Origin of the sequence: Streptomyces sp. NPDC051822 (assembly GCF_044452745.1) — a bacterium.
Classification (GTDB): Bacteria; Actinomycetota; Actinomycetes; order Streptomycetales; family Streptomycetaceae; genus Streptomyces.
Genome location: NZ_JBITBZ010000003.1, coordinates 909,839 through 924,589 on the forward strand (window position 1 = coordinate 909,839; position 14,751 = coordinate 924,589).

At 70.1% G+C, this 14,751-nt stretch carries 5 protein-coding genes; 1 reads left to right on the plus strand and 4 read right to left on the minus strand.

Annotated features, from left to right (window positions below; all coding sequences use genetic code 11):
- Positions 1-206: 206 nt before the first annotated feature.
- Entirely contained in the window at positions 207-7,220 is a 7,014-nt protein-coding gene (locus tag ACIA8N_RS14635) for a ricin-type beta-trefoil lectin domain protein (RefSeq protein ID WP_365782725.1), read from the minus strand.
- Between the two features lie 567 nt (positions 7,221-7,787).
- On the opposite strand from ACIA8N_RS14635, the gene ACIA8N_RS14640 reads away from it, so the two are divergent.
- Positions 7,788-11,924, plus strand: a complete 4,137-nt coding sequence (locus tag ACIA8N_RS14640; RefSeq protein ID WP_365782727.1) for a ricin-type beta-trefoil lectin domain protein — start codon at positions 7,788-7,790, stop codon at positions 11,922-11,924.
- An 88-nt stretch (positions 11,925-12,012) separates the two neighbouring features.
- On the opposite strand, the gene ACIA8N_RS14645 is transcribed toward ACIA8N_RS14640, so the two are convergent.
- The 3 genes from ACIA8N_RS14645 to ACIA8N_RS14655 all read right to left on the minus strand — a co-directional run bounded on the left by ACIA8N_RS14645 (position 12,013) and on the right by ACIA8N_RS14655 (position 14,565).
- Positions 12,013-13,215 carry a DUF6545 domain-containing protein gene (locus ACIA8N_RS14645; RefSeq protein ID WP_365782729.1) on the minus strand — a complete coding sequence of 401 codons (1,203 nt, stop codon included), beginning with the start codon at positions 13,213-13,215 and terminating at the stop codon, positions 12,013-12,015.
- A gap of 13 nt (positions 13,216-13,228) precedes the next feature.
- Positions 13,229-13,741 (minus strand): toxin-antitoxin system, toxin component, encoded by a 513-nt coding sequence (locus ACIA8N_RS14650; RefSeq protein WP_365782731.1) that lies wholly within the window; start codon positions 13,739-13,741, stop codon positions 13,229-13,231.
- 113 nt (positions 13,742-13,854) lie between these two features.
- On the minus strand, positions 13,855-14,565 hold the full coding sequence (locus ACIA8N_RS14655; protein WP_365782733.1) for a hypothetical protein: 711 nt from the start codon (positions 14,563-14,565) through the stop codon (positions 13,855-13,857).
- Positions 14,566-14,751 lie beyond the last annotated feature (186 nt).

Here is a 14,751-nt window from a genome sequence, read left to right on the forward strand (position 1 = left end):
GCCGAAGTCGGGCGTCGAATCGACCCGACCCGAAACCCGCCGCTGCCGGGCCGAACCGCGGCCAACCGGTTCAGGTGGCTGGCAGTGGCAGGGACGGCCCTTGCGAAAGTGGCCGAGGTCGCTCGCTGGGATCGGCATGGGGAAGCCCCCGACCGCGGATGCGGTCGGGGGCTTCCCTCTTTCCGGTCCGAACCGTTCGGCTTGGCTCAGCCGTTGGGTCCCTGGGGGTACACGCCCTGGGAGAGGCGGTTCGTGATCTTGATGTTGTGGCGCTCCTTCATGACCAACTTCTGGAGATTGAAGGTCTGCCTGCTCCACTCACGTGCGGCCTCTCCGCCCTTGGTCCCGTAGAGCCAGGGGCCGAACTTGGTGCCGGTCGTCTTGGCGTCCTGGTGGAGGAAGAGCTCGTCGCCCTTCTGCTGGACGCTGAAGGTGATGGTCGAGCCGAGGTCGTCGAAGTACCCCTCGCCCACGACCAAGAAGGTGAAGCTGGTCTCCGCGACCGTCACCCGCACGTCTCCCTTGCCGCCGACGAAGTCCGGAGCGGGGTGCAGGGTGCACGCGGCCCCATCGTAGAACTCGGTGCATCCGGTGATCGGGAACGGGAAGACCTTCAGGGGGTTCTGCTGGAACAGTGCCATGACCTCCTCCGGTGACCCCAGGTTCGCCTGCAGTCCCAGGTAGTACTTGTAGTGGTACTCGTACTTGAACTTGTAGTTCTCCTTCGGCTTGGGGATGTACCCCTTCCGCCACTTGCCGTTCGGCGTCTTGTTGTACCTGCCCTGCCACCGGGCCCGGTCCGCCATGCGGTTCGAGGCCTCGCGGCAGGACTCGTTGGCGCAGTTGTCGGAGTAGTCACCGATCACTCCGTCCGTGTCACCCTCGACGCCGGCGCAGATGCCGTCCGCTCCGCCGCCCGGTGCGCCGTGCAGGCACATGCGGCCGTCCGGGTCGGTGTTGTTGACGGGGTCGTTGTTCGCGTAGGCGTAGCCGTTCCACTGCTGCGGGTCAGTCGGTGACAGCAGGGGGTCGGGGCTGATGAAGCGGCCCGTCGTCGGCTGGTACAGGCGGACGCCGAGGCTGGTGAGCCCGGTGGTGTCGTCCTCCTGGCCCCCGACGAACCCCTTGTTGCCGGACCAGCCCGAGGGCTGGGTGCCCCGGAGGTTGCCGAAGGCGTCGGTACGGCTGCGGGTGGCCGCCAGCGTCGACAGGTCGATGCTGAGGTTGTTCGTGCCGCGGTGGTCGGCGATCTGGGCGACGAACGCCCCGGCGGCGGTGCCCGCCCCGGTGCGCACGATGGTCATGCCGCCGGGGATGGGGTAGTAGCGGATGCCCGTGCGGGCCTGGGTGGCCGTGTTCACCGTCAGCTCGTCATTGCCGAGGGTGAGCGTGGCCGTCGTGGGGTTGCGGCGGATCAGCAGGTTGCCGTCCGCGTCATACAGGTACGTCGTGGTGGTGTGGGGAATGGTCCACTTCTGCCCGGCGGGCACGGTGGTTCCGCAGTCGCCCAGCACGAGGTCCGTGCTGTCGGTGCTGACGTCGCCCGGCACTGCGAGGCAGCGGCCGGAAGCGGGGTTGTACAGAGTGCTGTCGGCGCGCGGGGTCCAGGTCTGGTCGGCGCCGCCGTCACAGTCCTGGAAGGTGATCAGCGATCCGGCCGTCGTGCCCATGGCCTGGACACACCGGTTGCCGCTGGACAGCGTGCTGTTCGCGGTGGAGTACTTCTGCCCCGCGCCCGTGTTGCACGTGTAGATCTGGACCGGGCTGCCGACCGCGGTCGAACCGCCTGCCGCGTCCAGGCACTTGCCGCCGATGCCCTTGATCTGGGCGGCCATGGTCAGCGAGGCGAGCTTGCCCTCGCTGTTCCACGTCAGGCTGCTGGTGCCGGCCTTGCCGGCCCGGTAGGAGGTCGTGGCGCCGGTCTCGTCGTACTGGAACTTGTCGTTGTTGGTGCTCGTCCCGGTCTTGGTCGAGGAGAGCAGCAGCCCGTGCGGACCGCCCGTGCCGCCACCCGTGGCGGGCGCGGACGTCGGGGCGTTGTGCTGCCCCGGAGCACCGAACGTCTGGGTGGTGATGGCGTCCTTGGTGGTGTCACCCGCCGGATCGTGGCGGACCACCTTGGAGCGGTTGCCCGTCAGGTCGTACGCGTACTCCTGCCAGTAGGGGGCCGGCCCGCCGACGGTGGTCTTCGCGGGGGTCACGGCACCGGCGGTCGGCGTGGTGTTCGCGCACGCGCCCTGGTCGGCTGTCTGGTGCGTGAGCGGGTCGGGCCGGCTGATGCCGCCCGTGTCCGTCCACGCCGTCGTCAGCCGGCCGAGGTGGTCGTACGCGAAGCACTGGCGGTCGGTCTGCGCGGGGTTGTTGTCCGCGATGCTGGTGAGCGAGGTGATGCGGCCGGCTTGGTCATACGTGTAACCGGTCTGCTGCACCGCGCCGGTTACCGAGGTCTGCTTGTCGGTGAACTGGTCGCGTATCCGCCCGGTGGCCTGGTCGTAGACCGTGGTGGACACGACCTGGGACGCCCACGGGTTGACGGTGGACCGGATCACGCGCCCGAAGGCGTCGTACTCGGTCTGCGTGTCATAGGTGGTGGCTCCGGCGTACTTGTACATCTGGCCGTAGTCGTTGTACGAGTACGCGATGTCGTCCAGCGGCAGCCCTGCGAGCGCCGGCAGGACCGTGCCCTTCGGGTTGCCGGTGAGCCGGTCGTGTGTGCTGCTGACGCTGTACGTGAAGGTGCCGGAGGCGAGTCCCGCGTCCGTGCCGGGCATGGTGATCGTCGTGCCCGTGACCCGGCCGCCGTCGTCGTAGCCGGTCGCGGCGCTGGTGTACGCCTTGCCGGCGGAGCCGCCGACGTAGCGCGTGGAGGTGGCGGGCTTGCCCTTGCCACCGGCGGCCGTGTCGAAGGTCCACTTGGCCAGCTGCTTGGCGGCGCTCACGGTGCCGTCGTACAGGCCCGTCTTCCGGCCGAGCAGATCGTAGGTGTACACCAGCGTCTGGTTCCTGGCGTTGGTGACGGTCGACACCCGGGAGGCCTCGTCGTACGTCTGGGTGATCGTGCCGGCGTCCGGGTCGTTCGCCCTGACCTGGCGGCCCCGCTGGTCGTATGTGTACGACCAGACGTTGCCCGCCGCGTCCGTGCGGGTCAGGGGCTGGCCGTCGAGGGTCGAGGTGAAGCGGGTGACGGCCGCGTCCGAGGCCTGCCCGGTGGGCGTGGGAGTGGAGTACTGCCACAGCTCGGTGGTGTGGCCCAGGGCGTTCGTGAACACCGACGACGGTGCACTGCCCTTCGGCGGCAGGACGTCGGTGCGGTCCGCACCCGGGTAGCTGGTCGTCGTGCGGTGCTGCTCGGTGCCCAGCGACCACGTCGAGACGACGGTCACCCGGTCGCGGCCGTCGTAGCTGGTCCGCTTCTGCGAGGGGATGGTGCTGTCGGCGGCGGCGACGAGGACGTCCTTCGGACCCGAAGCGTCGTTGTACCAGGCCGCGTTGGAGGCCGCTTCCCGGCCGTGCGAGTCGAAGCGACTGTCCGTCACCAGGCGGCCGGTGTAGGCCGGGTTCGCCGGGGTGGACTGCGCCTGGCGGGGCTGGGCGAAACCGTCCAGCAGCTGGATCGACGTGGTCCGCACCGGGGTGTCACCGTCCACGGTCAGCTTGCTCGTGGTGACCGTGGAGGGGACGCCCGCCTGGTTGGAGACGCGGTAGCCGAACACCACGTTCGCGTGGGCGTGCGAGCCGGGGGCACGCCCCGGCTGCCACGCCGCGGTCAGGCGGCCCAGTGCGTCGTAAGTGCTGGTCGTGACCTTCTGATTACGGTCGGTCACCGTCAGGGGGAGCGACCGGCGGGCGTCGTAGGTGGTGACGGTATCCCAGGTGCCGGTGGCCTGGCCGGGGACCGGCGCGGAGACCGTGACCGTGCCGGGCAGCTCGCCGGCGGCGGCCGGGGTGTAGACCGAGCCGGTGGTGGAGCCGTTCGGGTGCTGAGCGTCCTTGCTGTTCGGGTCGGTCTTCGAGGTGACGCGGCCGTAACCGTCGTACGTGGTGGTGGAGGCGGTGGCGAAGACCGGGGTGCCGTCGGTGGCGTAACGGTCCAGGATCTCGCTCTTGGTCGCGTCGCCCGTGGCACCGGCCTGGCCGTAGGCGAGGCCGTCGTAGGACGTACGGGCGCGGGAGACCGTGTTGGCGGCGGTGGCGGCCGCGGTGCAGGCGTCAGCGCCCGAGACCTTCAGGACCTCGGAGACCAGACCGGTGCGCTGGGCGTCCGGTCCGCTCGCGTAGCTGGTGCGGGTGCACTCGTCCGGGACCCCGTCCGCCTGCTCCAGCGAGGTCACCGTCCGGTTGTTGTGGGCGGGGTCGGTGGTCTGGCTGCTGGTGCTCGTGCGCCAGGTTCCGTCCGCCAGCTTCACCCGGGTCGTGGCGGTGAGTCTGGTTCCCCCGTAACGGGCGACGAGGGCGGGCAAGCCGGTGCGGGTGTGCGTGGCGGTGTCGACCGGGGCGCCGGCGGCGTTCACGGTCTGGGTGGCGACGGTGCCGCCCGCCTGGCTGAGGGCCTCGGTCTGCAGGACCTGGCCGCTGAGCCACTCCACGTCCGTGACGTCCTGGCCCAGCGCGTCCGTCAGGTGCACGGAGCGGGCGGTGCCGTCCTTTCGGATGTCGCCGTCCATGCCCTGGCGGTAGGTGGTGACGGTCTGCGACTTGGGCCCGTCATTGCCCGATCCCACGGTGGTGGTCACCTTGGCGAAGCCGCGGAAGTCGCCCCAGGTACGGGCGTTGGCCTCGGTCAGTTCGCTGTCGTCACGGTGCCAGGCGGCGGAGTCGTACGCGTACGCGGTGATCTTCTGCGGGGAGTCGGTGGCGATGTCGTTCTCGGTCAGGGACTTGACCGTGTAGTGGTGGAACCAGTCCAGCACCGGATCGGCGTCGGCCACGGAACCGGGCGGGGACCAGCGCACCGGGTAGCAGGCCCGGGTGTTGTCGTCCTCGGCCGTCGGCATCACGTTGTTGATGCGCGAGCAGTCCGGGAGGTTGTAGTCGACGTTCAGGACGCCGCCGGTCTCGTTGCGGATCTGCTGGATCCGCGCCCGGTTCATGATCGGCGGGGCCGGGACCAGGTTCGTCCCGTCCACCCGGTTGGGCAGCATGACGGGCGTGAACGACACCACCGGAAGGTCCACGTTCGGCGTCGCGGTCTTGCCGGTGCGCTGGATGGAGTCCAGCCACAGGGCGCGCTGGCTGCCCGCGTCCTTCGGATCGGGGAAGGAGTGGACCAGCTTGTAGGAGTCCACGTCCTGCCAGGCGTTGTTGACACGCACCTGGGTGCTGATCTGCGTCAGGCGCTTGGTGGTGAAGTACGTCGCGCTGTAGTAGACGCAGGTGCCGGTGCTCTTGCACTCGTTGTCCACCGGTACGTCAGGCCAGTTCGCCTTGTTGGCGACGGTCCGGTTGGCCACGTCACAGGCCGTGCCGGCCGCGACGCAGCGCTCGGAGACGGTGAAGTCGACCTTGGCTGCGGGCTGGAGGGCGCCCTTGGCCGCGACCTGGTCGGAGAGCTTCTGCCCGTAGGCGATGCTCGCCAGGGTGGTGGCCCGGGTGTACTGGGTCATCGTGCCGGTGCCGTTGTTCTGGCCCGCGCCGCGCTTGTACCAGTTGGTCTCCGGCGCCCAGTTGTACGTGGTGAGGTTGCCGTGCGCGTCGACCACGTAGTCGAGGGCGAGGCGCTGCCACATCTGACACCAGGAACCGGCGCCCTTGGCGGAGTCGTAACACGGCTGGCCGCTCTTGGGCGTGTACACCGGCACGGAGGACACGGAGTTGGTGGCCGGGTCGGTCTTGTCACCACCGGGGAGGTGGTTGACGCCGAAGTAGTACGTGGTGCCCGAGGAGTCGGTGACCTTCGCGTACGCGCCGTCCCGGACGCCGTTGGAGGCGCCGGAGCCGAATTCGATCCGCGTACCGTCGTCGTTCTTCAGGCGCCATACGCCGGTGGCGGCGTCGGTGGTGGCCGTCGCCGAGCCCGCCTTGTCGTCACGTACCAGGACGCCCGAGTGCGAGCCCAGCGACAGGGAGGCGTTGAACCCCGCCCAGCAGGCGTCGCCCGAGTCGGGGATGCCGGCCTTGTCGCAGGGCTTGTAGACGCGCTCGATGAAGCCGGGGTTGAAGTCCCAGCCGTCTCCGATCCAGGAGGCCTGGGCGTTGGTGACGGAGGTCTTGCCGTCCACCGTGGAGGAGTTGTAGCCCAGCGAGACCTCGGGGGCGGTACCGCCCAGGGCTTGCGGGAGCTGGATGGGTTGGTCGTACGTCAGCGCGCCGGAGCTGCCGCCCGAGGCCCAGGCCTGCGAGGAGTCGAGCGCGGTGGCCTCGTACGTGCCGCCAGGGCCCGAGGAGTCCGTCTCGGCGGCCAGCAGCATCGGGGCCGCGGCGGAGGCGAGCAGCGGACTGCCGGCCTTCGGCTCGCCTGCGCTCGCCAGGGGGGAGGGGGCCGGGGCGGCGGCCGTCGGCAGCGCCACGTCGGCCACCAGTCGTCCCGTCGCCTTGTCGTAGCGCGTGGTGAGCGGCGTACGCACCTGGCAGGACGGCGCCTTCGGCGTCGTCAGCGCGCATCCGGGCAGCGTCGCCAGGCGGCCGCGGGAGGCGAACTCGCCCCCGGTGGCGGCCTGCAGACCGGCGAGGTCCAGGCCGACCTGGACGCGGGAAGCCGTCCGGGACGTACCGGACGACTGGGCGGCGAGGCTGAACAGGGCGCCGTTGACGCCGACGTCACGCGCGGAACGGTCGTCCGTGCGGACCACCGTGACCCTGCCGCTCAGGCCCTCTGGGACCGTGCCCGACCTGGCCGCGGTGCCCTTCGGGGAGACCCACACCGGCAGGCGGCCGGCCTGGACCGGAGCCGTGCCGGGGGCGCCCGTCAGGTCGGCGATGCCGCTGGCCGGCGCGGGAAACGGTGTACTGGGCTGCGGCGTGGAACGCGCGGGCACCGGGTACCGGGGCTCGACCGCCTTGGCCTTGCGGACATCGGAGGCCTTGACCGGCTTGGTGCCGGGCAGCGGCCGGTGCGGAGGCTTCCAGATCTTCGAGAAGTCCGCTTCCGCGGCCTCGGTCCCGGCCTGCGCGGCTTGCACCGCCGGTGCGCCGAGCAGCGAGGCGGCGAGCGCCAGGATGACCGGACCGGCCACCCGTGAGCGGAACGTGCGCGTTCTTCGGCGCACGCCATTGTCTGACATGAGGGTTCCTCCGTCTGTGGACAGCAGAGAGACAAGGTCCCGGCCATCAGGGCCGGGACCTTGCGACAAATGGGTATGAAGAGAGTGATTACAGGGGCCGGAACGATGTAACGGAAGCCTCAATTCCACTTAACTGCCGACCTAAACGGGGGAAGTTAGCAGTAAACGATCGTTGAGTCACTATCAACAGCAGTTTATGGGCGGGTGGGAAAGGTCACCTCGGGGCCCAAACGGCCACGACTCCGTGCGAGAGGGGCGGAATTGACTCGTCCGCCTGTTGATCGGCTGTGCCGCCGCCTGTCACAGTGCCCCGGTCCTTGCCTGTCTGATCAGGGACTCAACTCGTCTAGGGGAGTGGGCACTCACATGTCCAATGCACGAAGAACCGGCTTGCGGAAGCCGGTTTCCGCCAGTCTTGCGGTGGGGGCCACGGCGGCCCTTCTGCTGGCGACGCCGTATGTCGCGGAGGCCGCGCCGGTGCCTCTGCCCGACGCTCCGGCCACGCCGCGAGCGTCGGCGGCGCCCGTAGAGGCCAGTGCCGCGACCAGGCCCACCGCACCGTCAGGAATGTCCGCACGTACGGGGGTCGAGCGGGCATGGGAACTGGCGGCGAGGACCGGCAAGGATGTGCCGGTCCCGGAGCTGACGACGGAGTACGCGACCACGGTCGCCACCCCGAAGGGCACGCTCCGCTCCGAGAGCCATGTGCTGCCTCAGCGCACCAAGGGCGCCAACGGTCGCTGGCTGACGCTGGACGACACCCTGGCCGTCCGTGCGGACGGCGCCGTGGCGCCGAAGGCGTCGAGTTCGAGCCTGGTCATCTCGGGCGGCGGCGCGGGGCCGCTGGCGACGATGACGACCGAGGACGGCAAGAGGCTGTCCGTGTCCTCACCGTTCCCGGGCGCTCTGCCGAAGCCCGTACTGCGGGGCAACGACGCGCTGTTCGAAGACGTTGCCCCCGATACCGACCTCCAGGTGAGCGCCACCAAGTACGGCGGCTACACCACCGTGGTCGTGCTGCGCACGCCCGCGGCGGCCGCTGACCCGGCCGTGCGTGACCTGGTGTTCCCCACGGTCACCGACGGTCTGACGCTGGCCAAGGGCAAGGACGGCAGCCTCACCGCGGCCGCGGGCAAGGACACGGTCTTCCGCGCCCCCGCCCCGCTGATGTGGTCGGCCGGCGAGGCGCACCAACCCGGTGCGCGCGGTTCCCGTTACGCCGACTTCGAGGCCGCAGCCGGCCTCAGCAGCGCCGACGGACCCGGAGCCGATGCTTCCGTGGCCCGGATCCCGGTGATTCGCGCGAAGGTGAACGGCGCGGCGAAGGGTGCCACGGGTGAGATCGCCCTGGCTCCCAGCGCCGAGCTGCTCGACGGTGCCGGCACCAAGTACCCCATCTACGTCGACCCTTCGTGGTCCGTGGACAGCCGGGGCAAGCAGCATCACGCGTGGGTCCAGCAGGCGTACGACGTGGGCAACTACGACCGCACCGGTTCCACTGACCGGGACCGTCCGGGCGTGGGCTATCAGGGCTGGGAGACCAGCAAGGGTATCGAGCGCGCGTTGTACGAGTTCGATCTGAACGGCTACGCGGGCGCCACCATCAACTACGCCAACCTCCGCCTGGAGCAGTACATCTCGGCGGACTGGTCGTGCACGAACAAGTATCCGGTGCACCTGTACCGGGCCGGCGCGTTCGGCTCCTCGGTCAAGTGGAGCAACCACCAGATCCGCGAGTGGATCCAGAACCAGTCCGTCGGCGGCAACGGCAACAGCGGCGACTGCTACGGCAACATCCCCGTTGACTTCAACGTCACCAACGCCATGCGTGACGGCATCCGCGACACCGGCACCCCGCTCGCCTTCGCCCTGACGGGCCAGGAGGGCACCGGCGACAAGATCGCCTTCAAGCGGTTCGCGTACACCGCGGTGCTCAGCGCCGAGTACGACTTCCCGCCGCGCGTCCCGGAGAACCAGCGCACGGTCCCCGCCCCGCGCCGCGTGGTCGCGGGTGACACCCAGGCCTGCGGTGACATTCCCGGTGACCAGTTCGGGTGGATCACCACCCCGACCGTCACGATCGCCTCGAAGGTCAGCAGCCCCAACCAGGGGCAGCTCACCGAGTACGTGAACATGTGGGAGCACAACACGGGCGCGACCGTGAACACGGGCTGGTCCGGCTTCGTCAGCACCGGCACCGACGCCTCGTACACCGTGCCGCTGGGTGCCATCCAGGACGGTCACAACTACGGCTGGGCTGTCCACGGCGACGACGGCCTGCTGCGCGGACCCTCCACCACGTCCTGCCACTTCGCGGTCGACCTGACCCCGCCGCTGCTGGCGTTCGGCCAGTTCACCGACCCGGCCACCCAGTTTCCGCCGGCCGGCAACGGCCAGATCACCAACCTGCGTCTCGGTGACACCGGCTCCCTGCCCGTCATCGCGTCCGACCCGAGCCCGGGCGCGGGCCTGCGCAGCTCCGGACTGGCCTGCATCCAGTGGGGCTTCGACCCGCAGCTCACCGACGCCCAGCAGAAGTGCGCGCCGGCCGGCAGTCCGCTCGGCGTGAGCTCCATCAGCGTCAAGCCCCCGCGCTGGGGCACCAACGTCGTTTACGCGCGCGTCCTGGACGAGGCCGGCAACTCCTCGCAGACCCAGTCGTACGCGTTCTACGTGCCATGGAAGGACGGTGCGGTCGCCTTCGGTGACACCACCGGTGACGCCCGTTCCGACATCCTGGTCCCGGACACCGCGGGCAACCTCGTCACGCACGGTCGTGCCACTGACGGTGACAGCCGCAGCATGATCCCCAGCGGGACCGCCGCCACCGCGCTCCAGGCCCCGGAGGCCTCTTCGGGCCGGACGTGGAAGGACTACCGCACCGTCCACCGCGGCTCACTCGACCCCGGCCGCAACGTGGACGACCTCTTCGTCCACCAGGAGCCGGCCACCCCCGGCGCGCTGGGTGGATCGCAGCTCTTCGCGTACGACAACACCCTCTCCGACCCGGGCCGTTTCACGCTCGGCACGAAGAGCTCGGTCCAGAAGCCGGAGTGCTCCACCGCTCACACCACCGCCTGCACCGGCTACCACAACGTGGCGACCTGGCAGTACTCCAGTCAGATCACCCCGACCGGCCCGGCCCGCACCACCCGTACGCCCAGCCGGCAGGTCACCGACGCCACCGGCCTGCTGGCCGTGGAGTCCGGAAACCTGTGGTTCTACCCGGTCAAGACCAACCAGACCCTCGCCGCGCCCACCCTGGTCGACGCGAGCGGTGCCTGGGACGACAAGGACCTGATGGTCCCCGGCAACGCCCTGAACCTCGGTGCCTCCACGGACACCGCCCCGGCGCTGTGGGTGCGCAACCGCACCAACGGCGACATCTTCCAGTACAAGCTGACCACCGCGACCCGCGCGATCGACCAGTACGTCGTGGTCACCGGTGTGGCGGCGCAGCCCGCGACCCGAATCGGTTACGGGATCAAGGGCACGGACTACCCGCGGGTCGGCTCCGACGGTGACGTGACCGGCGATGACATCCCGGACTTCTGGGCCGTCGGCACTGACGGGACCCTGCACGCCTGGGAGGGCACCGCCGCCGGCGGCGCGGTCAACGGCTACGCCGGCCACCACGTCCGCGGTGACGCCCAGGCCCCGACGGTGCAGTGGCGCCTGGAAGGTGACACCAAGGCGATCCCTGCCAAGAACGGCAGCGGCATCTCCAACGACGCCACCGCCACCGCCGTCACCTACGCCACCGAGACGGTCGACGGCCGCGCCCGCCAGGTCGCGGTCTTCGACCCCGCGGCGAAGTCTGTCGTCACCGGCCCCGCCAAGGCCGTCGACACCCGGCAGTCCTTCACCGTCTCCACGTGGGTGAAGATGGACGCGGCCGACGGAATGATCGTCAGCCAGGACGGCGCACACGCCAGCGCGTTCAAGCTGTGGGCCGACTCCAGCCACTGGCGCTTCGCCATCGCGCACGGTGACGACGACGGCTGGCCGTACGACTACAACGCCACCGTCACCCCGGCCAACACCTTCAGGCCGGGCGTCTGGACCCAGCTGACGGCCACGTACAACGCCACCACGGGCGCCATGAGCCTCTACGTCAACGGCACCCTGGCCTCCAGCGGATACCACCGGGCGAGCACCAGCCCCGCACCCAGCGGCGCCCTGGTCCTGGGCCGGTACAAGTACGTGAGCAAGCCAAGCAACTACCTCAAGGGCGCCATCGCCGGCCTGTCCGTGTTCCAGAACTACGTACCGCCGGTCACGACCACGGACCTGCCGATCCGGTATGCCGCGTCGCCCGACTTCTGCGTGGACACGCCGCAGGGCGCCAACGGCAACGGCAACCAGCCGCAGCTGTGGGACTGCAACGGCTCCGACCCGCAGAAGTTCAGCGTCAACGCCAACGGCACCCTGACCCAGAAGGGCCAGTGCGTCGCGGTCCGGGGCAACCAGACCGCGGAGGGCACGGACCTGATCTTCTGGCAGTGCCTGGGCGAGGGCGGCCAGCAGTGGCTTCCCCGCGCCGACGGCAGCATCTACAACCCGCAGTCGAACAACTGCTTCGACCTGCCGCAGGCGAAACGGGACTGGGGTACGAAGTTCATGATCTGGGGCTGCAACGGCACTCCGGCCCAGCGCTGGAGCATCCCGACGCTCCTGACCCCGGACCTGCCGGTCGCTCCGTGACACCCGCACCAGCCAACAAGGCGCCCCACACCACGGGGGCCCGTCCCTGACCGCGACGAGGGGGCGGCCTGACCGACAGGCCGCCCCCTCACTCCGTGGCCGAAGGCGACAGGACGGCGACCGAGCCGACGGCCCGGGAGATGCCGACCAGGAGGTCCCGGTACTCCGCCTCGGCCGCGCGTAGCGCCCGAACCGCCATCACACCTCGCTCCTTGTCCGCCGGAATGCCGCGAGCGCGGGCGTCGGCCGCGGCCGTGAACATGGCGGCCAGTCCGATGGCGACGCTCTCGGCCTCCGTCCCGCCGCCCCGGCGGGCCTCGGCATAGGCGTGCGCACGCACGTCGTCCGAGCAGTACGCCCCGAGCTCCAGCATCCGGTCGTGGATGTCGGTCATCCGGTCCGTGAGGCGCCGGCCGGGGCCGGCGCTCCACGGAGTGGGGAGCCGCATCCGGTCACGGGGACCGCCGACGCGACATAGGGTCCGCCGCAGGGGCCCAAGGGCGCGCAGCGTCCGCAGAGGCCCCAAGACCTGTGCGGCGAGCCAGGGTCCCACGATGGGGATGAGGAAGCCGGCGGCAACGAGGAGGGTGCCCAGGCCGGCGAAGGACATGACCGCCTGGTTGAGCGGTTCCCAGTCCCGGCCGTTCCAGGCGGCCACGACCGCGGCCAGCTTGGCCGCACCGTACGTGACGTTGGTCAGGAAACCCACGGCCAGGACGGTGAGCCCGATGCGCAGCAAGCCTCCGGCCGGTGTCCTCCGCTCCGGGCACTCCCTGCCGATGTCGCGCGCCCACTTCCAGCATGCGGCAGCCGCCGCGGCGGCAGCGGCGGTGACGGCGGACAGGCAGAGCAGTACCATCTCGCGCATGAAGGGGGTATTGGCGTAATACGTCTCGAAGTCACGCTGCCGTTCGACCGGCGCCTCCCCCAGTACGAAGCAGCCGATGACCAGGATGGTCACCACACCGTGGCCCCAGATCCAACGCCTGACCCGACGGCGGGTGTGGGGGAGGACTTCCACGTCCTCACGCCAGTTCTCCATGAGGACCCGGCAGGCACACGCGTAGGCGGAGAGGATGCAGTAGACCAGCACCACAGAGAAGTTGCTGACGCCGGTCAACTCATTGACGACCCCGATCGTCGGGGGCGCCGCGAAGAAGAACGCCGAGGCCTGCAGGAAGATCACGGCGTTGACGCTGCGGACCACCGGACTGTGCCGGCGCCTCACCAACGAGGGAAGTTTGACGACCAGCACGATGCCGAGCGCGGCGGCCGGGATGTAGAGATTCACGCCTTCTCGCCCGTCACCCTCTGAGCGACGCCCAGATGCGGCCCGACACCCCGCCGACGGGCGTCGGGCTACGCCTGCGCTCCAGGCAGGGCCTGACCCGGTCGGCCAGCATCCGGCCGAACTTCTCCGCACGCCGCTCCTCTGCGAGGTCCGGCTCCGTACGGGCGGCGACGTGGGCGACCGCGTCGGAAAGGCTCCAGCGGTCACCCAGCATGCGGGCCGCGGCCATCGCACCGGCCGCGCTGCCATGACCGCAGTGCCCCTCCTTCAGGTGCCACAGCTCATGGCCCAGGATCACGACCTGGTGCAGGGGAGAGGTGTTCGCCTCGAGGGCGATCAGGTCGTAGTCGCCCATGTCCAGCCACAGGCCTGTCACCGACTCCGGCGGGAACTCCTCCAGCATCAGGCGCACTTCGCGCCCGCTGCACCGTGCCGCACACACGCAGATCGCCTTCAGCAGCTCCACCGGCGGCTCGGGAACCGGCTGCGGCAGCCCCATGAACAGCGCATCGCGATACCGCTTCATGTCACGCGAGACCCCCACCCCGTGCCACCCGCCCCTCGTGCCGGATGCACAGCCCCCATGCATCGTTCCCTGCGCGTTACCGCTGGTGAGCCGCGGTGTCCACGCCGCCGCGCTCAATCGACGTCATTGTGCACCAACGCCGTCTCGAGGGCGGCACGGGCCTCCCGGGCGCGCTCCTCCCGGGAGCGCCGGGCGACGGATTCGATCAGGGCGATCAGGGGCTGGGCGGTGTCCTCCGGTACGTCGGCCAGGGCCCGGGCGGCATACGCGACAACGCCGAGCGAGGGATCCACCTCGCTCGCCGGACCCGCGGTTCGCAGGCGCCGCAGGTCCTGGTCCTGGCGCTCCACGGTCCGCTCCAGCAGGTCCTTGTGGATCTGCTGCAGGACGCGGTCCAGCGACTCTGCCGGCTCGGCGACCAGGAACTCGATCTTCTCTCCGAAGAAACCCGCGATCCCGGCGGCGTGGTCGAGGTTCGGAGCACGGCCCGTCTTGATCATCTTGTCGAGCCACTGCGCACTCGTTCCCGCGCCGGCCGCTATCTCCGCCAGGGAGTAGGCCCGCCTGCTTCCGTCCGCGGCAGCACGCAGCCGCGTCGCGCGCAGGAACAAGATCCGCTCGACCACGCGCCGGTGGCGCTCCTCGACGGCATCCACCCCCCGTCCGGGCTCATCGGACCGCTCGCCGCGCAGCAGTTCCCGCACCTCCTCCACGGCCACCCCGGAGGCGTACGAGAGCCCGCCCTCCCCCTCCACCCGCAACACGTCGTCGCGGTTCAGCCCCATGCGGTCCAGCAGCGAATCGATCCGACGCACGGTGCCCATCAGGTCCTGAGCAGGCCCATCACTCACAAGAACTCCCGCGGTCATCGGACGAGGCCCTGACAGGCTAGCAACCACCGTTGATCCGCCATCACCGATCCCCCCGTCCTCCGATCACACCGGCCGAGCCGGCGAAGCGGATGCGACCGAAACGGCCTACCGGTCCCCACCACCTTGGCCGACACCGCG